General features: G+C 43.2%; 22 protein-coding genes and 3 pseudogenes. 19 read left to right on the top strand and 6 right to left on the bottom strand.

Annotation, left to right across the window (positions count from 1 at the left end):
• The first annotated feature begins 146 nt into the window (after positions 1 to 146).
• Positions 147 to 626 (top strand): EVE domain-containing protein, encoded by a 480-nt coding sequence (locus PRIO_RS33290; protein ID WP_046506194.1) that lies wholly within the window; start codon positions 147 to 149, stop codon positions 624 to 626.
• A 113-nt stretch (positions 627 to 739) separates the two neighbouring features.
• Entirely contained in the window at positions 740 to 967 is a 228-nt protein-coding gene (locus PRIO_RS37390) for a hypothetical protein (protein WP_167345690.1), read from the top strand.
• Positions 968 to 1,279: 312 nt separating this feature from the next.
• On the opposite strand, the gene PRIO_RS33280 is transcribed toward PRIO_RS37390, so the two are convergent.
• On the bottom strand, positions 1,280 to 1,945 hold the full coding sequence (locus tag PRIO_RS33280) for a phosphatase PAP2 family protein (RefSeq protein ID WP_052741561.1): 666 nt from the start codon (positions 1,943 to 1,945) through the stop codon (positions 1,280 to 1,282).
• Positions 1,946 to 2,114: 169 nt separating this feature from the next.
• On the opposite strand from PRIO_RS33280, the pseudogene PRIO_RS35280 reads away from it, so the two are divergent.
• From PRIO_RS35280 to PRIO_RS33255, 6 genes and pseudogenes are all read left to right on the top strand, one after another.
• Positions 2,115 to 2,405: pseudogene (locus PRIO_RS35280) on the top strand (BBE domain-containing protein); the annotation flags it as partial.
• Positions 2,406 to 2,611: 206 nt separating this feature from the next.
• On the top strand, positions 2,612 to 2,743 hold the full coding sequence (locus PRIO_RS35275) for a MerR family DNA-binding transcriptional regulator (protein ID WP_082118160.1): 132 nt from the start codon (positions 2,612 to 2,614) through the stop codon (positions 2,741 to 2,743).
• Positions 2,744 to 3,587: 844 nt separating this feature from the next.
• Positions 3,588 to 4,007, top strand: coding sequence for a VOC family protein (locus tag PRIO_RS33270; protein WP_231869796.1), 420 nt, complete (start codon positions 3,588 to 3,590; stop codon positions 4,005 to 4,007).
• A gap of 474 nt (positions 4,008 to 4,481) precedes the next feature.
• On the top strand, positions 4,482 to 5,402 hold the full coding sequence (locus PRIO_RS33265; protein WP_046506188.1) for a helix-turn-helix transcriptional regulator: 921 nt from the start codon (positions 4,482 to 4,484) through the stop codon (positions 5,400 to 5,402).
• Between the two features lie 245 nt (positions 5,403 to 5,647).
• A complete protein-coding gene (locus PRIO_RS33260; RefSeq protein ID WP_020426199.1) occupies positions 5,648 to 6,316 on the top strand; it encodes a Type 1 glutamine amidotransferase-like domain-containing protein in 669 nt (222 codons plus the stop codon).
• 106 nt (positions 6,317 to 6,422) lie between these two features.
• Positions 6,423 to 6,674, top strand: a pseudogene (locus PRIO_RS33255) (SDR family oxidoreductase); the annotation flags it as partial.
• Between the two features lie 238 nt (positions 6,675 to 6,912).
• Here PRIO_RS33255 and PRIO_RS33250 read toward each other — a convergent pair.
• Entirely contained in the window at positions 6,913 to 7,506 is a 594-nt protein-coding gene (locus PRIO_RS33250) for a TetR/AcrR family transcriptional regulator (RefSeq protein WP_046506181.1), read from the bottom strand.
• Between the two features lie 196 nt (positions 7,507 to 7,702).
• Here PRIO_RS33250 and PRIO_RS33245 point away from each other — a divergent pair, with 196 nt between their 5' ends.
• The 4 genes from PRIO_RS33245 to PRIO_RS33230 all read left to right on the top strand — a co-directional run bounded on the left by PRIO_RS33245 (position 7,703) and on the right by PRIO_RS33230 (position 12,106).
• A complete protein-coding gene (locus PRIO_RS33245) occupies positions 7,703 to 8,362 on the top strand; it encodes an SDR family NAD(P)-dependent oxidoreductase (RefSeq protein ID WP_020431903.1) in 660 nt (219 codons plus the stop codon).
• Between the two features lie 40 nt (positions 8,363 to 8,402).
• Positions 8,403 to 9,047: an NAD(P)-dependent oxidoreductase gene (locus PRIO_RS33240; protein ID WP_020431901.1), complete on the top strand. Its 645-nt coding sequence runs from the start codon at positions 8,403 to 8,405 to the stop codon at positions 9,045 to 9,047.
• A 53-nt stretch (positions 9,048 to 9,100) separates the two neighbouring features.
• A complete protein-coding gene (locus PRIO_RS33235; protein WP_020431900.1) occupies positions 9,101 to 9,733 on the top strand; it encodes a DsbA family oxidoreductase in 633 nt (210 codons plus the stop codon).
• Between the two features lie 129 nt (positions 9,734 to 9,862).
• Complete coding sequence (locus tag PRIO_RS33230; protein ID WP_046506177.1) at positions 9,863 to 12,106, top strand: U32 family peptidase; 2,244 nt, start codon at positions 9,863 to 9,865, stop codon at positions 12,104 to 12,106.
• A 98-nt stretch (positions 12,107 to 12,204) separates the two neighbouring features.
• Here the strand turns inward: PRIO_RS33230 and PRIO_RS33225 are convergent, their stop codons facing one another.
• Positions 12,205 to 12,774, bottom strand: a complete 570-nt coding sequence (locus PRIO_RS33225; protein WP_046507805.1) for a DUF4062 domain-containing protein — start codon at positions 12,772 to 12,774, stop codon at positions 12,205 to 12,207.
• A 105-nt stretch (positions 12,775 to 12,879) separates the two neighbouring features.
• Between PRIO_RS33225 and PRIO_RS35265 the strand changes: the two genes are divergently transcribed.
• Positions 12,880 to 13,131: an aspartate/glutamate racemase family protein gene (locus tag PRIO_RS35265; protein WP_231869795.1), complete on the top strand. Its 252-nt coding sequence runs from the start codon at positions 12,880 to 12,882 to the stop codon at positions 13,129 to 13,131.
• Entirely contained in the window at positions 13,128 to 13,538 is a 411-nt protein-coding gene (locus PRIO_RS33220) for an EVE domain-containing protein (protein WP_046506174.1), read from the top strand. The genes PRIO_RS35265 and PRIO_RS33220 overlap by 4 nt, the downstream gene beginning before the upstream one ends.
• Before the next feature lie 61 nt (positions 13,539 to 13,599).
• Here PRIO_RS33220 and PRIO_RS33215 read toward each other — a convergent pair whose 3' ends face one another.
• Positions 13,600 to 14,265: a phosphatase PAP2 family protein gene (locus tag PRIO_RS33215; protein ID WP_020429261.1), complete on the bottom strand. Its 666-nt coding sequence runs from the start codon at positions 14,263 to 14,265 to the stop codon at positions 13,600 to 13,602.
• Positions 14,266 to 14,433: 168 nt separating this feature from the next.
• Here PRIO_RS33215 and PRIO_RS35260 point away from each other — a divergent pair.
• The 4 genes and pseudogenes from PRIO_RS35260 to PRIO_RS33200 all read left to right on the top strand — a co-directional run.
• A pseudogene (locus PRIO_RS35260) lies at positions 14,434 to 14,622 on the top strand (BBE domain-containing protein); the annotation flags it as partial.
• Positions 14,623 to 14,846: 224 nt separating this feature from the next.
• Entirely contained in the window at positions 14,847 to 15,260 is a 414-nt protein-coding gene (locus tag PRIO_RS33210; RefSeq protein ID WP_046507798.1) for a VOC family protein, read from the top strand.
• A gap of 302 nt (positions 15,261 to 15,562) precedes the next feature.
• Positions 15,563 to 16,483 (top strand): helix-turn-helix transcriptional regulator, encoded by a 921-nt coding sequence (locus tag PRIO_RS33205; RefSeq protein WP_046506171.1) that lies wholly within the window; start codon positions 15,563 to 15,565, stop codon positions 16,481 to 16,483.
• Positions 16,484 to 16,728: 245 nt separating this feature from the next.
• The gene (locus PRIO_RS33200; protein ID WP_046506168.1) at positions 16,729 to 17,397 is read left to right on the top strand and encodes a Type 1 glutamine amidotransferase-like domain-containing protein; all 669 of its coding nucleotides are present in this window, start codon (positions 16,729 to 16,731) and stop codon (positions 17,395 to 17,397) included.
• Between the two features lie 94 nt (positions 17,398 to 17,491).
• Here PRIO_RS33200 and PRIO_RS33195 read toward each other — a convergent pair whose 3' ends face one another.
• Together PRIO_RS33195 and PRIO_RS33190 are read right to left on the bottom strand one after the other, a co-directional pair.
• A complete protein-coding gene (locus tag PRIO_RS33195; protein ID WP_020434276.1) occupies positions 17,492 to 18,259 on the bottom strand; it encodes a hypothetical protein in 768 nt (255 codons plus the stop codon).
• A gap of 255 nt (positions 18,260 to 18,514) precedes the next feature.
• On the bottom strand, positions 18,515 to 19,384 hold the full coding sequence (locus PRIO_RS33190; protein ID WP_020434277.1) for a helix-turn-helix transcriptional regulator: 870 nt from the start codon (positions 19,382 to 19,384) through the stop codon (positions 18,515 to 18,517).
• 85 nt (positions 19,385 to 19,469) lie between these two features.
• On the opposite strand from PRIO_RS33190, the gene PRIO_RS33185 reads away from it, so the two are divergent.
• The gene (locus tag PRIO_RS33185) at positions 19,470 to 20,192 is read left to right on the top strand and encodes a DUF4386 domain-containing protein (protein ID WP_020434278.1); all 723 of its coding nucleotides are present in this window, start codon (positions 19,470 to 19,472) and stop codon (positions 20,190 to 20,192) included.
• The last annotated feature ends 63 nt before the right edge of the window (positions 20,193 to 20,255 follow it).

The raw sequence follows: 20,255 nt of genomic DNA, 5'->3' as shown, positions 1-20,255 counted from the left end.
ATGTGACGGCCCGCATGTTGGTATACCAAGCCATTGCGGACCGGGTTCAGGATATCAAAAAAATGCTCGAACGCTACTGACAAACCGCTGTCAGTAGCGTTGTTGTATGCTGGATTCAGCGTAAGAAAAAGGAGCTGGGTTCAGCAATGAATACGAAAGAAACGTTGTGTAATTTTGAGGAAACGGTCACGGTTCTCCATCCGTCTTCCTATTGGATAGGCGTCGTCTCGGCATCGCATGTACAACGCGGGGTTAGTGGCGGCTTCGCCCAAATGTGTCACGGTAAATCTGCACCATTACGCAGAATGCAACCTGGGGATTGGCTTGTGTACTATTCTCCTCGAACGGAGATAGGAGACGGCGAGCCGTTGCAAGCATTCACCGCCATTGGCCGGGTTTTGGACGACCATGTGTACGAATATGCGATGTCCGCGACGTTCGTACCTTACCGGCGGAATATCGAATATGTCCCCTGCCATGAAGCAAGAATCGAAGGCTTGCTTGATCGGCTGTCCTTCACCCGCGGCAAACGGAATTGGGGCTACCCGTTCCGTACCGGCCACTTTGAGATAAACCAAGAAGATTTCTTTACTATCGCGGAAGCGATGCATGCGGCCATCCAATAAAGAGATGGCCTTTTAACTTGCCGTTACAGACAGCGCGGGGAACCGTATCATAAGTAGGGGCAAGTTTTTTAAATTAGAAGCTTGAAAAAGCCTATTAAAACATGTTGAGCAACATGAGTATAGGAGAGCTTTTGCGGGAGAATCCTGAAGAAGTGCTACCGGGGCTGGATACAATTCTGCGTGCCGCGCTGCGGCATGGACTGAATGTGGAAGAGTTGCTGGAGACGTTTGCGGAGCAGACAGCTGAATTCGGTACATATGAGGATGAGGGCAATCGGCGCTCTTCGAATTGCTGCGGGATTGGGCGACGGCAGAGCAGGTGCTGGAGGTTCAGGGGATGATTAAGGAACGGTGACCCAAGGCGGTTCGCCGTTCCGTTCATGAATATGATGCCTTTACCTACGGTAATTTCATTAAACTCCCTTTCATTGGCGTAACGTATATGGCACAAAAGTTGAAAAAGAAAAGCGCACCTGGTGAATAATTCATTTGCCAAGCAGAAAGACCACCCGTTTTATACGCATGGATGTAGCCTTGAACCAGCGATTGCATCGGAGTTTGGTCCGGTTACCCAAGGGTGATTAGAACGAATCAGTTAACGCACTTCTGCCCTGGTGATCACAAGCCCCCTTCGTTTATCTGCGGAAGGAGCTTCAGGAGCTTTGAGGCCTATCTTTGTAAGAACGCTCTTGGGGAGTGCTGCTGCTGCGGGTGAAGAAGTGCTCCACCAGCAGAACGGCGGCCAATACAATTTCAACCAGCATAATACCGGCAAGCCCGTCGAGAATCGCATGCTGCTTGATGAACAGCGTGGACAATATAATCATCCCGGACATCCCCCCGATCAGGAGCATGTTCCATTTGTTCCGGAAGCCGCTGCTGGCGGTTAGGCGGAACACCATGTAGCTGGAGAACACATGGATACTGGGGAAACAATTGAACGGCTGGTCCCGGTGGTACACAAAACGCACGATCAAGGTAAAGACGTCATGGCCCACCAACTCGGGGCGTGGCACCGTTGTTTGAACTACAGAGTAAATTCCGTAACAAATGCAGGCGCATACGGTATAAATCAACAAAGCACGGTAATACACACGCAAATCGTTCTTGAAGAAATAGTAAAGACATAGATAAATATAAAAGATCCAAACGGAATAAGGCAGTGCAAAATATTTGACGAAAGGGATGGCGTTATCCCATGAGGTCATCAAATGATAGACTTTGCCTCTCGGCTTGTTGACCCATGCATACATCTTCCCGAGCACCGGGAAAATCAGCATCAACAGCAGCGGTGTATATTTCCAATTGCGTAGCGACACTTCTCAACCTTCTTCCAACGAATGATAAAGCTATCCCCCATTATAGTTGATTTAAGCAGGAATAAAAATAACCATTTCGTCTCCGTACTCTCGCCTTCCGGGTTAACTTCGCTGGCGCCCTTTTTTTTCTTGCGGAAATTTCAACCGCTTGGCGCAAAAACGTGATTAAACGGCCTATCCCCATCGGAAGGCTGAGACAATCTACGAACTGTCAGCCCGGTGGAGAAACAACAGGGAGCAGGAGCGGAATATACAGTGGGTAGAAAGGTTTCGTAGAGCGTTGAGTCCCTTTGTTAAAGGTGATTATGTGAATTTTCCCGATCTGCATATTAAGAACTGGCCCAAGGCGTATTATGACGAGAACTTTGGCAGATTGAAACAGGTGAAACGAAAGTACGATCCTCATAATGTGTTTCATTTTGCTCAGAGTATTCCAGTGGGTAAACAGGTCAGAAAATGACAATACGCACACCAGATCGAATTAAAACAAGGAGATGTCGGCGGCAGCTCCTTTAGCAATTTCGCCGATAGATCCGTTAAGCTGAACCGTACCATAAGTAGGGCGAAGTTCAGGTGCCTTTACATTTACCAATCCAAATGCTATCATGCAAAAATGACGTTAACGTCATGTTGATATCTTGGAAGGAGTGATACATCATCACCCGCATGCGCATTGGCGATTTGACAGAACGGGCAGGGGTAACACAGCGCACGGTTCGCTATTACAAGAGCATCGGATTGCTTCCTTTAGGCGAGCGGGAAGGCACGCTCACTGGAAGAAGCACTAGGAATAGCTGAGCGCGGCGGGGTTGACCCCACAGCAGCGGTCAATATGCTTACCAGCATACTGTTTACCGCTCCAATTTATCAAAACTATGGCAAAATGATAGCCGAGAAGTCATCCATATCCGAAAGTAAAATTCCGCAGAAAGATGTCGGCCTCTTGCTGTTGGCGGCGCAAAGGGCACAAGTTCCAGCCCCGCTTTCCAGCCTGCTGCTTGATTGTTGGAGAACGGAGACCAGAGCAGACCCTAAGGCTGCGGTCGATGTTATTCGCACGAAAATATTTCACGTTACAAAGTGAAAATGTATTTTATGACTTTATAGTTATTAAGAATTTGAAGGCTGCCGTTCGGCAGCCTGTTTAGAGGCGTAATGTCAATGAATATTTAACAACTTTATTCAGATCACAAGGGTTGTAGCTTTTCCGCTGTCGGATTAACTTAATCAATTGGATGATAAAAATAAATATCATGATTTAGTTGAGAAAACAAAAGCGATTGAGCTGGACATGATTCATGAGAAAACTGAATTTGGACTTGGCTGATTATAACGTATTCAAACTTGTATCACGGTTTGATACATTAACCTTCACAAAAGAGGGTTCTCCAGACGTGACTGCGTTGTTCACCTCTAAAGGAACGATCTATTCTATTAAAATTGCCCCCCGTTAAGCCGGCAGGTATCAAAAATGATTCTGGAGGAATTCAATTCCGGAAGGAGATTGGACAGCACGGAGAACCGTACCGGTTGAGGAATACTTTGTATATTTTAATATGTAAGAGCGGATGGGGATGATATATAATATTTCATAGAAATGATATCCGATGAGTACAGAATTTGATGTTGGAGGGGTGCAGGTATGGGCATGGGAGTAAAATTAGAAGGAATCACTGTTTTGGCGCTTGATGTTCCTAGATTGACTAGATTTTACCGGGATGCCCTGGGATTTAAGGTTCTAATTGAAGAAGAACATTACACTGAATTTGAGAATGATGGCGTTCGTCTGGCCATTTTCGCGGCACCCTTAATGGCAGATAACACAAACGGCCACCATTCTTTTGTAGAAGAGCGTAGAGGGCAAGCTTTTGAGCTTAACTTCGAATGTGATTCTCCTGAGGATGTCTATGTTATGTATGATGATTTTGTTTCAAAAGGGGCTACAGGGATAACAGCGCCGAAGGTGACGTCCTGGGGGCACACCACGGGCTTCTTTGCAGATCCAGAAGGCAACATTCATTCCCTTTTTGCAGTTAACCCCATTACGCCGGAGAATGCCTAAGAAATACATTGATTTGCTGAAAGAGCCATCCTGCAAAGGATGGTTCTTAAACTTGCCGTTACAGACAGCGCGATGAGCCGTATCATAAGTAGCACGAAACTTTCAAAGATATAAAGAGAGTACTAATCCCTTGTGGGTTTCACCTGCACGGGGTTTTTCCATGTGATTTTATGCCAACAACATTGCACCTGAACTAAGTTTTGAGTCTGATCTGAACGTAGATTTCTTCCAAACGTGCTTAGGATCTGACCCTGAAGACGGTGCTCAAAGTTAGCGCAGGCTGGCAGCGCATAATCCGGCTCAGAGCTTTGCAAGGGGGATTTATATATTCGCCGGGAGGGGCTTATGAAGGAGAAAGTGATCACTCAGACGAATATGTCTGAAAAGGTAATTGATAAGGTGTTTCGCAAATATGTAGTATCAAAAATAAATTCCACCCAGAGGAGGAGACGTTATCCAACGTCACACACAATCATGCGAGTCGATCGATTGCTCTCCATGCTGCTGATCATCTCCGGTAAAGGTGCGGTAACGGGCAAGGAGCTTGCCGAGCATTTCGAGGTATCCTTGCGGACGATCTACCGGGATATCGAAAAAATAAGCGAAGCCGGCATACCGGTTGCATCGTCCAGCGGCAAGGGCGGAGGATACTATATTATGGACAGCTATAATATAAGCAGCCTCTTTTTAAACCGGGATGAGGCTCATACGTTTGTAGCTGTAATGAAGAATTTACACTGCTATTTTGGCAGGAACGAAGCTTTTAATGACATCATGTTAAAGGTTGAACATACCTATAAGCGGGAGTCGAATAAGGACAAACTGACTCTGGATATGTCCCATTTCAGCATGGAGCAGGAAATTAAAGAGTACATTGGGATCATAAACAAGGCCATCACGGAAAACAGGCTGCTGGTGTTCGACTATATCAACAGGGATATGGAATACCTGGAGCGAACGGTAGAGCCAAGCTCGATTGACTTTCGCCACGGCCATTGGTATGTGATAGGTTTTTGCCGGGTCAGAAAGGACTACCGTAGATTCAAGCTCGTGCGGATCAAGCAATTGGAGCAGGGGCCGCCTTTTGCCAAAAGAGAGCTGTCGCAAGACCGAATCGCCGAGGTCATTGAGCACAGTTATTCGCAGCGGGACATACAGGTTGTGTTGAGATTCACTTCGCGGATTGGCGTGCAGCTTACCGAGTATTTTCAGAAAGAGAAGATTAGCCGAGGTGCAGACGGCTTCTATCTCGTTTCGGATACTTTTCCTTATGAGGAGGGCCTGCTGAAATTCATTCTAAGCTTCGGCAAGGAGTGCGAGCTGCTGGAGCCTCGTGAATTACGGGCAGAGCTGCAGCAATATATGCGAAATATACTTCTATCCTACAATGACTGACGCCCTGGTGTCAGTCATTGTGTTCTATAGTAGGGATATCGACGGGAGGAATACATAACGCCCGCTATAACTAGGCTAGGAGTGAAATGACTAAATGAAAGCTGCAGCGCGAGGTGTTGGAGGCGATTAAAAGGATGCTGCTTAACGGTGTCCGGATTTTTGACGAGGAGGAAGACGAGCGCGTGGCCAACATTGTGGCCAAGATGACTTTGGAGAGTAAATAATACATACGGAGGTAACTAAGTTTGTGTACCCACTACTATTTCAGTTGGTTTAATGATTTTTTACCAGAGAGGCTGGTCCAATGTCTGCATGAGGATATTCAAGATAGACAATCGCTTGTTATGATTAGCGCTCAACCGTCTGATTATGAAAGTGAGCAGATTAACTTTGATGATATTTCTGAATGGACATGGTTAAATCAGGCTAATCTTATTTTTGATGAATATCATTTCATTGATTATCGCATGCAGAAGGAAGAGGCCCAGCGATTCCTTCAGAACGCTTCTGTCATTTTTTTATGCGGTGGAGATCCTGTTCAGCAGAACGATTTTTTGGCGGAATATGAATTATCGGATGTTATGAAGAACAGCGACGCCGTTATAATGGGTGCCAGCGCCGGTGCGCTAAACATGGCTGCACAATGGTTAAGGTTGATAAACACTGGCTATGAAGTTGAAACAAGTATTATTTATGATGGTATTGGCTTTGATCATTTTGCCTATGAATCTCATTCTAAACGCGACTACGCCACGTTTGTTCAAGGCTACCTGTTCCCCTTGTCTGAAAAGATAGATGTTTATGCGGCAGAACAGGAGAGCGCTATGCGAGTAAAGGACGGCAAAATAGAAATAATGGGTCCTGTATATTTAATTTCCCGTTCAAAGATTCAGAAATTGGTTGAGACGCTCTAATAAGGTCGGATTGCTCATTTTATTGAACTAACGGGAAACATTAGTTTAGCAAGGCGTTCTTTACAAAGAGGAGGCCATTGTTGCGGGATTGGGCGACGGCAGAGCAGGTGCGATTTCCGTTTTTACCGAATCACTGGCCGCCGAGCTGGCACCGCTTCACATTACGGTTAACGCAATCGATCCCGGTGCTACCGATTCCGGCTGGATGTCCGAAGAGGTGAAAAATGCACTCCTGCCGCGATTCCCGATGGGCCGGATCGGTCTTCCAGAAGATGCAGCCCGTTTGATCGCTTTTCTGGCAAGTGATGATGGCCAATGGATTACCGGCGAAATCATTCATTCTAGAGGCGGCTTCTGAAAGCGAACTCAAAAAGGGCCATCCGAGAAGGATGGTCCTTAAACTTGCCGTTATAGACAGCGCGGTGAACCGTATCACAAATAGTGGTAAAGCGAAAAGCGGAGGTTTTGGTTAGTCTTCAAGAGTGCAATATTATTTTTTGAAAGTGTAGTAACAGAAAAGGAGCCATCATTCGAGTCATTCGATGGCTCCTTTTCTTTTCTATCTCGCCAGCTACTGTTCGTAAGCATTCATCACTTTAATTATCGATTGAAATATCTGCGGCTTTTAAGTGTCCATGAGTTAGAATTTTTCCGAATTGAGAAGCGAGTTCCTTTGGAGTATAAGAAAAATCATTTTTAACCCACCATATTACAATGCCCATAAAAGTAGATGCGATATATTGGAGTAATAATTCCTTTGAAATCTTCAGGGGAGTATTATCCAAGCCATCTTCCACTGTATTTTTTATAATTTCCTCCATTTTTGATTGAAGACCACAAATTCTATTCTCATCAAGTAACAATGCTTTGTAAAAGGGAATATTGTCCTGAATTTTCTCCAGTATGGTTTGCATTAATTGCTCAAGCTTAGAGCCACTAACTGGAGATTTACTGCTCGAACAAAGATTGAGTGTACTCTTTAGTTCTTCTATTAATTCGTCCATAGATGCATTTAACAAATCAGGTTTGTTCTGATAATGAAGATAAAATGTATTCCGGTTAATCATCGCCTTATCGGCAATATCTTGAATCGTAATTCCTTCGTATCCCTTTTCGGTAAGAAGCTCTATAAACGCCATTTTTATCGAATGTTTGGAGCGAATGATACGCAAATCGGTTTTTTTGTTCATTGTGACTCATTCCCTTAATTTTTTTGTTAGATATACGACATTTGAGCTGAAATTGCATTTTATCTCTCAAAATCAGAAATATTAAATATTGAATGCTGACCTTTTATTAATCATAATAAACAAAAGATAAATATACAACACATTGACCATTATTTATCTTATTGATCATTAATTCTAATTGATAGGGAGATATCAAATGAAAACTATAGCTATTGTTGGAGCAGGAGCAGGTTTAGGAATGTCCATTGCGAAGAAATTCGGACAAAATGGTTTTCGCGTAGCTCTTATTTCCCGAAATGAAGAAAAGTTGAACCAACTGGTTATTGAATTAGAACAATTGGGAATCGAAGCTGCTCCATTTCAAGCGGACATATTAAATAAAGAACAAATTGAGGTGGCCTTTGCCGCTATTAAAGAGAAATACGGATTTATTGATGTTCTTGAATACAGTCCAACGCCGAGCATCAACACAGTAACGCCAACATTAGATGTAACAGAAGAAAATGCGTTATACCAATTTCAATTTAATGTTTTAGGTGCGTTATCCAGTGTTCGGCAAGTGCTGCCGGAAATGCTGGATAAGCAAAGCGGGGCCTTATTATTTACTACTGGAGGCGCTGCAATCCACCCGGTACCGATGATGGGTAATGTCGGAATTGCAATTTCAGGACTTCGTAATTATATCTTTAATTTGAACAGCGAATTAGCTGACAAAGGTGTTTATGCGGGTCACCTTTCGATCGGAATTTGGATGCAGCCGAACTCAGGAGTTCAAGACAAAATCGCTGATATTTGGTATGACATGTACACCAAAAGAGACAGAGTAGAAGAATTTATAACTGAAGATCGAGTGTGATTTGAATAATTTATGATGAAGGAGGGTTCAATTCAAGAATATGAATATCACCATTTTTGGTGCAAGTGGTGCAATCGGACAGCTTCTAACACGATTAGCTCTAGATCACGGAGATTTCGTTACGGCATATGTTAGAAACGCCCAAAAAATCAGCCTCAAACATCCAAATTTGAGCCTTATACAAGGGGAACTTTCGAATGCTTCTACCATCGAAGAGGCTGTTGCTAAATCAGATGTCGTAATCAGCACATTGGGACCAGCATCCGATATGTCACGAAAGCTTAAAGGCACGCCGATTGCTGACGGACACGAACTGATGATTAGGGCTATGAAGAAACTTAACAAAAAAAGGTTAATTACACTTGCGACGCCAGCTTTGCAATCAGATGACGATAAGAAAAACATTTCGACAATACTTCCAGGTGTGATGGCCAAAGTTTTCCTTCCAAATGGTTATGCAGAGATGAAGAAAATGGAAGGGATTATTAAACAATCGAACCTTGATTGGACAGTTGTCCGAATTATTAACCCCAATGTTAAACACAAAGGGCAATCATATGATTATTCACTCGGAGATAAATCGGCTAAATTATCGGTTTCCAGGGAAAATGTTGCTAAAATCATGTACGCTGCCACCCGTGACAACCAATTGATTAGAAAAATGCCTATTGTTTATAACAAATAAGCTCGAAAAAATGTAGTATTCACCAAATAGTGGTTAGTGAAGGAGGATTCAAAATGAAAATCGAGATATGGTCAGATTATGTTTGTCCATTTTGTTATATTGGTAAACGGCGATTAGAATCTGCACTGGAGCAATTCGCTCATCAGAATGAAGTGGTGATTGAATATAGAAGCTTTGAACTTAATCCGCAAGGATCCATGTACTCGGGCAAAAATATGCATCAAATCCTTTCTGAAAAACATGGTATGAGTATCGAGCAAGCGAAAGAGGCAAATGCTAAGCTTGGACAACAAGCGGCGATGATGGGTCTGGTGTATAATTTCGACCAAATGAAGCCCACCAATACGTTTGATGCTCATCGTCTAACCCAATATGCCAAATCGGTTGGTAAAGATAAGGAATTATCCGAGAAGCTGTTCTATTCTTATTACACGGAAGCCAAGCTGATTAGCGATCATGATACATTAGCAGATATTGCAGAATCCGTTGGAATGAATAGGGACGAGACAATGGAAGTTCTCCATGATCCATCCAAATATGCTAACGAAGTGCATTCAGATGAAGCTACAGCAAAACAATTAGGGATAACAGGAGCCCCTTTCTTTGTTATTGATAGAAAATATGCAATTTCCGGCGCACAACCCATTGAGATATTCTTAAGCGCCCTTAACCAAGCAGCTCAATAAATAAGCCCCGCACGAATCATGCACAAGCCATTGGCTTGTGCTTTTTGCCGTAGCTTAAGTGTAGTTCTTATTTTATGATCAATGGTGCTAAGTTTGAGCGGTTATTGAAGCAGGAGGTAAGGATAATTTATGACTGAATTATTAGCGCCAGCAGGTAATATGGAAGCTTTGAAAGCTGCCATATCTAATGGTTGTGATGCGGTATACTTAGGCATGCAAAAATTTGGTGCACGTGCTTACTCATCTAATTTTGATGTGGAATCGTTACAAGAGGCTGTTACGTATGCGCACCTGAGGGACGTTAAAATCTATGTTACGATGAATACCATCGTGTTCGAAAACGAAGTTGAAGAGATGAAAAAGCAGATCCGCGAGTTAAATGAAATCGGTGTGGATGGCATTATCGTCCAGGACCTGACGGCTTTCGACTATATCGTTAACAACTTTCTTGATATGGAAGCACATTGTTCCACTCAGATGGGGATAGACGATTTAGACGGAACTTTATTATTTAAAAAACTTGGTGCGAAAAGAGTTGTTCTGTCCCGTGAGGTTGAGATTGAAAAAGTCAAAGAGATCAAAAGAGTAGCTGACATCCCTTTAGAAATTTTCGTGCACGGTGCTTTATGTGTATCTTATTCGGGAAACTGTCTAATGTCAGGATTAACCGGCTTTCGGTGCGCAAATCGCGGAAGATGTGTAGGTTCATGCCGTAAGGAGTATGAGCTAATCGATAAGACAACAGGTACATCTTTAGGGAAAAGCTATATTCTATCTACTAAGGACTTGAATACGATCGATTATACCCATGATTTACAAGAAATCGATTCTCTGAAAATAGAAGGCAGAATGAAAGTGCCTACGTATGTGGCTAATGTTGTATCCAAATATCGCATGGCCTTAGATCATAATATCACCGCAGAAGATAAAGAAAATCTGAAAAAAACCTTCAACAGGACATTTACTAAAGGATATTTGTTTCACGAAGATCGAAGAAATATTACAAACATCTCAAGGCCTAATAACTTTGGGTATCCCATTGGAACCATCAGCAAGATTGAGAAAGACAGGTATGAAATAAAGCTTACACGTCCTATAAATCAAAACGATACCATCCGAATAAGTCATGGCAATGAAGATGTTAATCTAACAGTTGCCAAACTGTACAATAAAGACGGCGGCTTAATCAACACAGCAGATGATGTCTGCTATATCAAAATCAAAGAAAAGATGTCTATGGGAGATGTAGTATATAAAACGAAGGATTTTTTCTACCACAAAGAATTAGAAGCATCACTGGAAAAGGAATTTAAGCGGTTCAACCTGGATATTAGAGTATATGCACGTCCAGATTCAAAGCTCGTCATAGATGCGGAGGGCTTAGGCTTTAATTATTCCTATGAAAGTGAGGAAATGCTAGGCGGGGCCATTAATAATCCAACAACCAAAGACCAGGTCATCAAGCAATTCTCCAGATTAAATGATACGATATTCGAGCTCCATCAGGTCGATTATGAGGAATGCAATGCGTTTATTCCAGCTAAACTGTTAAATGCTGCAAGAAGAGATATTGTACTGGGCTTATATGACTTGAAGCTTAACAGCCAGCAGAAAAGAACCAAGACTGTGTCTGCAAAAGAAAAAATAAGCTTTGCCCCTGTAACACCATACCTTACGGCCTCTGTAACGAATAAGGTACAGTATGATGCTTGCGTGAGCTGTGGAATTAAGGAGATCTATTTTGACAATGTGGTTAGAAGAAATCAGAATGATTATAAGGAAAAAGAAGGGCAGCTGCTGATCGGAGGGTATGGTGGAATTTATCACTACAGAGACACCAATCCGTTTGTTACGGACTATTCTCTAAATGTTGTTAATGCTACTAGCTGCTATGAATTATATAGATTAGGTGCAAAACGCGTCACTTTATCGTATGAATTGAATAAGAGCCAAATTGAAGATTTAATGATTGCCTATTATAAAGAAAATGACGGCTATCCTGCACTGGAAATGATTGTATATGGAAAGACTCCTTTGATGTTCACCAAATATTGTCCGATGAGAAAAATGAATCAATGCAGAGTTTGCAAAACGAAGAGCTATCAGTTAAAAGATGAGCACGGAACGTTCCCCATCATTTCCCATGAGGATTGTACAACGACTCTCCTTAATGGGAAGACGCTTAATCTTTTAGATGAGCTGCCAAACATCAAAGGAATTGAGGCGCTGAGATTAAACTTCACAGTTGAATCTAAAGAGCAGGTTGTGCAAGTCATTCATATGGCCTCAGGCAAATTAAATGGCTCAATGAATAATGCTGTCTTTAATCAGGAAACAGACACAAGAGGACATTTTAATAAAGAGATTGTGTAGGTAGCCTTGAGAAAAAACTCGCAGGAGCCTGTATTTTCAGCATAGAGGCGGGTCGGAGATTACCCTTTTAGGTTTATGAAAGTCGATAGACGGTTTTCTTATTTCTTTTTCTCCAACTCCGCCTTTAGTCTTGCATTCTCTTCCAACAGCTTTTGAACGTCAGGGAGATCCTTGCCGGAAACCCAGCCATACAAATCGTCTCTTGCTGCATACTCCGGCAATTGATCACGAAGTACCATTTTAATGTGCCGTACATCTTCAACGTAATAGGTAGGGACTTGTTCCATGACTGATTGCTTAAACTCTTGAAACTTCTGATAGTGTTCAATTGCTGTGAAATCGTATGGCAGTTCTCTTAATCTTTCATCTGTGACAACAAAAGCAAATCTAGGTTTTCCCGTTTCTCCGGCATACTCATATTCCCATTGCGTATAGCTTTTGGATTCATCATCAGGGAGCGTTAAACCATAGAACCCACCGAGAATCAGGATATATACGTCGGACTCGTCGATCCATCTCTTCCTAATGTTCATTGGACTTTCCTTGAAAAATTGCTCGACTCCAGCAGGGATATGACCGGCTTGAAGTATGGCTTCAACAGCGGTATGTCTTTCCTCAATAAGATCGTAGTAAGTAGCCGATATATAAATTTGTAATTTTTTTCTCATAAGCCCACCCGAATATGAAAGATTTAATATATTAAAATTAACTCTAATCGTATCATAAACGGCGGCAAGTTGGATCCATCTATTGTACCGGATGATGCAGATCGAGTGGTTATTCACGATATCATTTATTATGAACTTTGTCTTGGCATTATAAATGAACATTCAAAGAAAAAATATTTAGAGATAATGGATCGTCTTATCCATAAGGGAGCGGAGGCTGTTATTCTCGGATGTACGGAAATCACAATGCTCATTTCGCAAGAAGACTGCAATATCCCGATTTATGATACAACACGACTTCATGCCGAGGCTGCCGTTGATGGGTCACGGTTCTCCATCCGTCTTCCTATTGGATAGGCGTCGTCTCGGCATCGCATGTACAACGCGGGGTTAGTGGCGGCTTCGCCCAAATGTGTCACGGTAAATCTGCACCATTACGCAGAATGCAACCTGGGGATTGGCTTGTGTACTACTCTCCTCGAACGGAGATAGGAGATGGCGAGCCGTTGCAAGCGTTCACCGCCATTGGCCGGGTTTTGGACGACCATGTGTACGAATATGCGATGTCCGCGACGTTCGTACCTTACCGGCGGAATATCGAATATGTCCCCTGCCATGAAGCAAGAATCAAAGGCTTGCTTGATCGGCTGTCCTTCACCCGCGGCAAACGGAATTGGGGCTACCCGTTCCGTACCGGCCACTTTGAGATAAACCAGGAAGATTTCTTTACTATCGCGGAAGCGATGCATGTGGCCATCCAATAAAGAGCTGGCCTTTTAACTTGCCGTTACTGACAGCGCGGTTCGTTTATCTGCGGAAGGAGCTTCAGGAGCTTTGAGGCCTATCTTTGTAAGAACCCTCTTGGGGAGTGCTGCTGCTGCGGGTGAAGAAGTGCTCCACCAGCAGAACGGCGGCCAATACAATTTCAACCAGCATAATACCGGCAAGGCCGTCGAGAATCGCATGCTGCTTGATGAACAGCGTGGACAATATAATCATCCCGGACATCCCCCCGATCAGGAGCATGTTCCATTTGTTCCGGAAACCGCTGCTGGCGGTTAGGCGGAACACCATGTAGCTGGAGAACACATGGATACTGGGGAAACAATTGAACGGCTGGTCCCGGTGGTACACAAAACGCACGATCAAGGTAAAGACGTCATGGCCCACCAACTCGGGGCGTGGCACCGTTGTTTGAACTACAGAGTAAATTCCGTAACAAATGCAGGCGCATACGGTATAAATCAACAAAGCACGGTAATACACACGCAAATCGTTCTTGAAGAAATAGTAAAGACATAGATAAATATAAAAGATCCAAACGGAATAAGGCAGTGCAAAATATTTGACGAAAGGGATGGCGTTATCCCATGAGGTCATCAAATGATAGACTTTGCCTCTCGGCTTGTTGACCCATGCATACATCTTCCCGAGCACAGGGAAAATCAGCATCAACAGCAGCGGTGTATATTTCCAATTGCGTAGCGGCACTTCTCAACCTTCTTCCAACGAATGATAAAGCTATCCCCCATTATAGTTGATTTAAGCAGGAATAAAAATAACCATTTCGTCTCCGTACTCTCGCCTTCCGGGTTAACTTCGCTGGCGCCCTTTTTTTCTTGCGGAAATTTCGACCGCTTGGCGCAAAAGCGTGATTAAACGGTCTATCCCCATCGGAAGGCTGGGACAATCTGCGAACTGTCAGCCCGGTGGAAAAACAACAGGGAGCAGGAGCGGAATATACAGTGGGTAGAAAGGATCTGGAGAGCGTTGAGTCCCTTTGTTAAAGGCGATTATGTGAATTTTCCCGATCTGCAGATTAAGAACTGGCCCAAGGCGTATTATGACGAGCGCAAAACATGACGTTAACATGATGTTTATTATCCTTAGGAGGTTAAATTCATGAGTGAATGATCTTAAGACCCGATCAGAATCCGGTGTATAAGTTCGTGTACCATACACACAAGGGTTGTAGCTTTATATGTAAGAGCGGATGGGGATGATATATAATATTTCATAGAAATGATATCCGATGAGTACAGAATTTGATGTTGGAGGGGGGAGGTATGGGCATGGGAGTAAAATTAGAAGGAATCACTATCTTGGCGCTTGATGTACCTAGATTGACTAGTTTTTACCGTGATGTTCTGGGATTTAAGGTTCTTGTAGAAGAAGATCATTACACTGAATTTGAGAATAATGGCGTTCGTCTGGCAATTTTTGAGGCGCCATTAATGGCAGATAACACAAACGGCCATCATTCTTTTGTAGAAGAGCGTAGAGGGCAAGCTTTTGAGCTTAACTTCGAATGTGATTCTCCTGAGGAAGTCTATATTATGTATGATGACTTTGTTTCAAAAGGGGCTACAGGGATAACAGCACCAAAGGTGATGTCCTGGGGGCACACCACGGGTTTCTTTGCAGATCCAGAAGGCAACATTCATTCCCTCTTTGCAGTTAACCCTATTACGCCGGAGAATGCCTAAGAAATACATTGATTTGCTGAAAGAGCCATCCTGTAAAGGATGGTTCTTAAACTTGCCGTTACAGATTAGCGCGATGAGCCGTATCATAAGTAGCGCGAAACTTTCAAAGATATAAAGAGAGTACTAATCCCTTGTGGGTTTCACCTGCAAGAGGGATTTATATATTCGCCGGGAGGGGCTTATGAAGGAGAAAGTGATCACTCAGACGAATATGTCTGAAAAGGTAATTGATAAAGTGTTTGTAGTATCAAAAAATAAATTCCACCCAGAGGAGGAGACGTTATCCAACGTCACACACAATCATGCGAGTCGATCGATTGCTCTCCATGCTGCTGATCATCTCCGGTAAAGGTGCGGTAACGGGCAAGGAGCTTGCCGAGCATTTCGAGGTATCCTTGCGGACGATCTACCGGGATATCGGAAAAATAAGCGAAGCCGGCATACCGATTGCATCGTCCAGCGGTAAGGGCGGAGGATACTATATTATGGACAGCTATAATATAAGCAGCCTCTTTTTAAACCGGGATGAGGCTCATACATTTGTAGCTGTAATGAAGAATTTACACTGCTATTTTGGCAGGAACGAAGCTTTTAATGACATCATGTTAAAGGTTGAACATACCTATAAGCGGGAGTCGAATAAGGACAAACTGACTCTGGATATGTCCCATTTCAGCATGGAGCAGGAAATTAAAGAGTACATTGGGATCATAAACAAGGCCATCACGGAAAACAGGCTGCTGGTGTTCGACTATATCAACAGGGATATGGAATACCTGGAGCGAACGGTAGAGCCAAGCTCGATTGACTTTCGCCACGGCCATTGGTATGTGATAGGTTTTTGCCGGGTCAGAAAGGACTACCGTAGATTCAAGCTCGTGCGGATCAAGCAATTGGAGCAGGGGCCGCCTTTTGCCAAAAGAGAGCTGTCGCAAGACCGAATCGCCGAGGTCATTGAGCACAGTTATTCGCAGCGGGACATACAGGTTGTGTTGAGATTCACTTCGCGGATTGGCGTGCAGCTTACCGAGTATTTTCAGAAAGAGAAGATTAGCCGAGGTGCAGACGGCTTCTATCTCGTTTCGGATACTTTTCCTTATGAGGAGGGCCTGCTGAAATTCATTCTAAGCTTCGGCAAGGAGTGCGAGCTGCTGGAGCCTCGTGAATTACGGGCAGAGCTGCAGCAATATATGCGAAATATACTTCTATCCTACAATGACTGACGCCCTGGTGTCAGTCATTGTGTTCTATAGTAGGGATATCGACGGGAGGAATACATAACGCCCGCTATAACTAGGCTAGGAGTGAAATGACTAAATGAAAGCTGCAGCGCGAGGTGTTGGAGGCGATTAAAAGGATGCTGCTTAACGGTGTCCGGATTTTTGACGAGGAGGAAGACGAGCGCGTGGCCAACATTGTGGCCAAGATGACTTTGGAGAGTAAATAATACATACGGAGGTAACTAAGTTTGTGTACCCACTACTATTTCAGTTGGTTTAATGATTTTTTACCAGAGAGGCTGGTCCAATGTCTGCATGAGGATATTCAAGATAGACAATCGCTTGTTATGATTAGCGCTCAACCGTCTGATTATGAAAGTGAGCAGATTAACTTTGATGATATTTCTGAATGGACATGGTTAAATCAGGCTAATCTTATTTTTGATGAATATCATTTCATTGATTATCGCATGCAGAAGGAAGAGGCCCAGCGATTCCTTCAGAACGCTTCTGTCATTTTTTTATGCGGTGGAGATCCTGTTCAGCAGAACGATTTTTTGGCGGAATATGAATTATCGGATGTTATGAAGAACAGCGACGCCGTTATAATGGGTGCCAGCGCCGGTGCGCTAAACATGGCTGCACAATGGTTAAGCTTGATAAACACTGGCTATGAAGTTGAAACAAGTATTATTTATGATGGTATTGGCTTTGATCATTTTGCCTATGAATCTCATTCTAAACGCGACTACGCCACGTTTGTTCAAGGCTACCTGTTCCCCTTGTCTGAAGAGATTGATGTTTATGCGGCAGAACAGGAGAGCGCTATGCGAGTAAAGGACGGCAAAATAGAAATAATGGGTCCTGTATATTTAATTTCCCGTTCAAAGATTCAGAAATTGGTTGAGACGCTCTAATAAGGTCGGATTGCTCATTTTATTGAACTAACGGGAAACATTAGTTTAGCAAGGCGTTCTTTACAAAGAGGAGGCCTTACCGCCAAGGAGGGCCTTAAAGCAGCTTCCGTCTTCTAAGATAGGCCCAGATCAAGAGTACCGCTACTAGGGCAATAATTGCACTAATGGTGATAGACCTTGTTAGTTGATTATTATTATCCGCATTATACTGGGAGGCAATGGTTCCCGACCCATCCTTCTCGTCATTAGATGAGTCGTTCTGCATCTTCTGCAACACATCGATTAAATGTTCCGGTGCCTGAGGCTCCGAATTACTGGTCAACCCTTTTAATTCTGCTGAAGAGGCTTGTTGTGGAGCAATGACCAGTTCCTGATTGTCTTTCTTGAAAGCAGCTATATACTCGTCCCGCTCACGGATAAGTGTAGGCTCGCTCACTTCACCCTCAGCTAGAAGAGATTGAATAGCGTAGGCCAAAGTATCAGGATTCCCTCCAAATTCAGTAACTTGAAAGGATCCGTTTGAATTCTTTTGAATGACCATTTTAGATTTGGGTGTCCCGTCCGATAAAACAAGAAACTCCCAGTTCTCTTGGGGCGTGGCCGTTTCAATCAGACTATCGGAAGCCGTCCTAAGCTTAGAACCATCAATGAAATGAATCTGCATGCCTTCACCTACGGTAATTTCACTAATCTCTGCTTCATTGGCGTAACCGTATCCTTCAGGGTCCTTAGACAGCCCCTCTTTAATCAGGGCTAATCCTTCTGTATTCGCAAAAGAAACAACATCTTCAGTTACGGTCTGAGCCCATGCAGGCGAGAGTAACGTCAGAAATAAAAAGAATGAAGCTAAAGTTAACAACATTGTTTTCTTAATGGGAAGCCCCCCTTAAATATATTTGCTGAAGCCATGAAGTCCCCATCTCCAGGTTCTATCGTAGCTGGAGCCACCTTTAACGTTGGTGTATAACATGGAGGTTTTGTTGCATTTTTTCGTTCCTAAATTACAGCAAGATGTGGAAAGTCGAGCGAAACCCGTTATGTTATTTTATTTGCAGAGAAGGAATGATCAAGTTCGAGCAAAGAAAGGAGCAGACAGAATGACGAGCGAGCCGCGATCTTACAAATCAGAATCGGTAGGGAGTTTTTTGATAGGCGCATAGATATGGTAGGTCGAATCCAGATGGTGAACGTCATCAAAAGCTTGAATGAGTTCAATATCGGTTTCTGCCGTTTCTTGCCTGGAAATCTTTAGAAATCTGGCGTAGTCGCTTTTCAGTACATCTCCAATGTCAAGTATTTCACCACAATAGTTGAACCTTGCACAAAAAATCTGTGGCACATCAACCGTGAAAAAATAAGGTTTATCAATTTCAATGCTGCTTGGGATCCCAAACAGCACCTTAAACCGAGTTGAACCGGGTTGACAGTTTGAATAAATGACATAACAGGGACCATGTATGGTTTCATCAATATGACTCAACAGCATTTCTGAATGTGCGCGGATCTTCTCCTTGTAATCATCATTGGCTAAATTCACTTCAAAAGCGATCCCACTGATCCGGGTCTCCTTGAATTCGGTCAGGGTGAAATCCGTGACGATATCACCGTTAATGTTTTTTATAGGTCTCTTCACCACTGCAGGTATGGGGACAGGAGAGAGGGTTGTCAGTCCTGTTTTTAAAGAACTTGGAGCCACACCGTATTGTCGTTTGAAAGCACGAGTGAATGAGGCTTGCGTACCGAAATTGAGCTGATAAGCAATATCGGTTAGAGACCTGTTATTGTTTTGAATAAAGGTTAAAGATGCATTCAATCTTCTGGATAGAATGTATTGGTTCAACGAACAGCTCATCATAGCAGAAAACAGCCGATGAAAATAGTATTTAGACATGTTGAAGGTATTGGCAACGGATTCTACGGTTAAGGACTGTTGTAAATGGCCCTCGATATGGATCAAAGCACGTTCGATGACTTCGTTATGGTCCATAATAACTCCTTATATCAAGTTTTTGTAGGCAAGTATACCATACGTCCATCAGCAAATAAATTTATTGTCGTAGGAGGCAAAAAAGATGACGCGAGACCGAAGGAATGCAAGGATACTGGGGATTTTTTATATCCTTGCTGCAGTGACGTCAATTATAGCGGTTGTTTTGTATGGGCCGGTTTTGTCAGAACAATGGCAGATGGCCGTGGCAAATGGATCGGAAACGAAGGTCTTAATCGGTGTATTAAATGACCTCTCACTTATGGTAACGGCTGTTGGTACAGCAGTCATGCTGTTTCCCTACGTTCGGCATTGGAATGAGCATCTTGCACTAGGGTATCTTTGTTTTCGGTTTATGGAAGCTGTTTTTATTGCGATTGGTCTCGTAAGTATATTGGGTTTGTTACAACTTAGTTCATATTATGATACAACTAACTTAGCAAGTAAAACCAATTTTGAGCCCATAGGACTGTTGCTGCAGTCGATTTATCGCTGGACGGCTATGTTGGGTCCAAATTTCATGTTGGGCATAAATACTAGTCTGTATAGTTATTTGCTTTATCGAACAGGCTATGTGCCTAAACCGTTAGCGGTTTTCGGAATGATTACAGCGGTTATGGTATTTTTAGCTGGTTTGCTGCAAATGTTTGGGATCATCGGACCCTATTCGGCGGTAAAAGGATTGATGGCGCTCCCTGTGGGCGTTTACGAGATGAGCTTGGCCGTCTGGTTAATTGTGAAGGGATTTCATGGGGAGAACCTTGCTAAATTGAGAGCAAAAACAGCTTCTTCGTCTTTAGTAAAATAATCGAAAGTTCTTTGATCGGGAGATTAGAGGTGATGATGACAAAATTGCCGTAATAGGGGATTT

Source organism: Paenibacillus riograndensis SBR5, assembly GCF_000981585.1.
Lineage (GTDB): Bacteria > Bacillota > Bacilli > Paenibacillales > Paenibacillaceae > Paenibacillus_AQ > Paenibacillus_AQ riograndensis.
Note: the sequence above shows the minus strand (reverse complement) of the source record. Positions and strands in the feature narration are given on the sequence as shown.

Bases quoted from the DNA above. Each gene is read 5' to 3' on its own strand.
- PRIO_RS33290 (WP_046506194.1), top strand. From the start codon at position 147: ATGAATACGAAAGAAACGTTGTGTAATTTTGAGGAAACGGTCACGGTT.
- PRIO_RS37390 (WP_167345690.1), top strand. From the start codon at position 740: ATGAGTATAGGAGAGCTTTTGCGGGAGAATCCTGAAGAAGTGCTACCG.
- PRIO_RS35275 (WP_082118160.1), top strand. From the start codon at position 2,612: ATGCGCATTGGCGATTTGACAGAACGGGCAGGGGTAACACAGCGCACG.
- PRIO_RS33270 (WP_231869796.1), top strand. From the start codon at position 3,588: ATGGGCATGGGAGTAAAATTAGAAGGAATCACTGTTTTGGCGCTTGAT.
- PRIO_RS33265 (WP_046506188.1), top strand. From the start codon at position 4,482: ATGCGAGTCGATCGATTGCTCTCCATGCTGCTGATCATCTCCGGTAAA.
- PRIO_RS33250 (WP_046506181.1), bottom strand. From the start codon at position 7,506: ATGAACAAAAAAACCGATTTGCGTATCATTCGCTCCAAACATTCGATA.
- PRIO_RS33245 (WP_020431903.1), top strand. From the start codon at position 7,703: ATGAAAACTATAGCTATTGTTGGAGCAGGAGCAGGTTTAGGAATGTCC.
- PRIO_RS33240 (WP_020431901.1), top strand. From the start codon at position 8,403: ATGAATATCACCATTTTTGGTGCAAGTGGTGCAATCGGACAGCTTCTA.
- PRIO_RS33235 (WP_020431900.1), top strand. From the start codon at position 9,101: ATGAAAATCGAGATATGGTCAGATTATGTTTGTCCATTTTGTTATATT.
- PRIO_RS33230 (WP_046506177.1), top strand. From the start codon at position 9,863: ATGACTGAATTATTAGCGCCAGCAGGTAATATGGAAGCTTTGAAAGCT.
- PRIO_RS33225 (WP_046507805.1), bottom strand. From the start codon at position 12,774: ATGAGAAAAAAATTACAAATTTATATATCGGCTACTTACTACGATCTT.
- PRIO_RS33210 (WP_046507798.1), top strand. From the start codon at position 14,847: ATGGGAGTAAAATTAGAAGGAATCACTATCTTGGCGCTTGATGTACCT.
- PRIO_RS33205 (WP_046506171.1), top strand. From the start codon at position 15,563: ATGCGAGTCGATCGATTGCTCTCCATGCTGCTGATCATCTCCGGTAAA.
- PRIO_RS33195 (WP_020434276.1), bottom strand. From the start codon at position 18,259: ATGTTGTTAACTTTAGCTTCATTCTTTTTATTTCTGACGTTACTCTCG.
- PRIO_RS33190 (WP_020434277.1), bottom strand. From the start codon at position 19,384: ATGGACCATAACGAAGTCATCGAACGTGCTTTGATCCATATCGAGGGC.
- PRIO_RS33185 (WP_020434278.1), top strand. From the start codon at position 19,470: ATGACGCGAGACCGAAGGAATGCAAGGATACTGGGGATTTTTTATATC.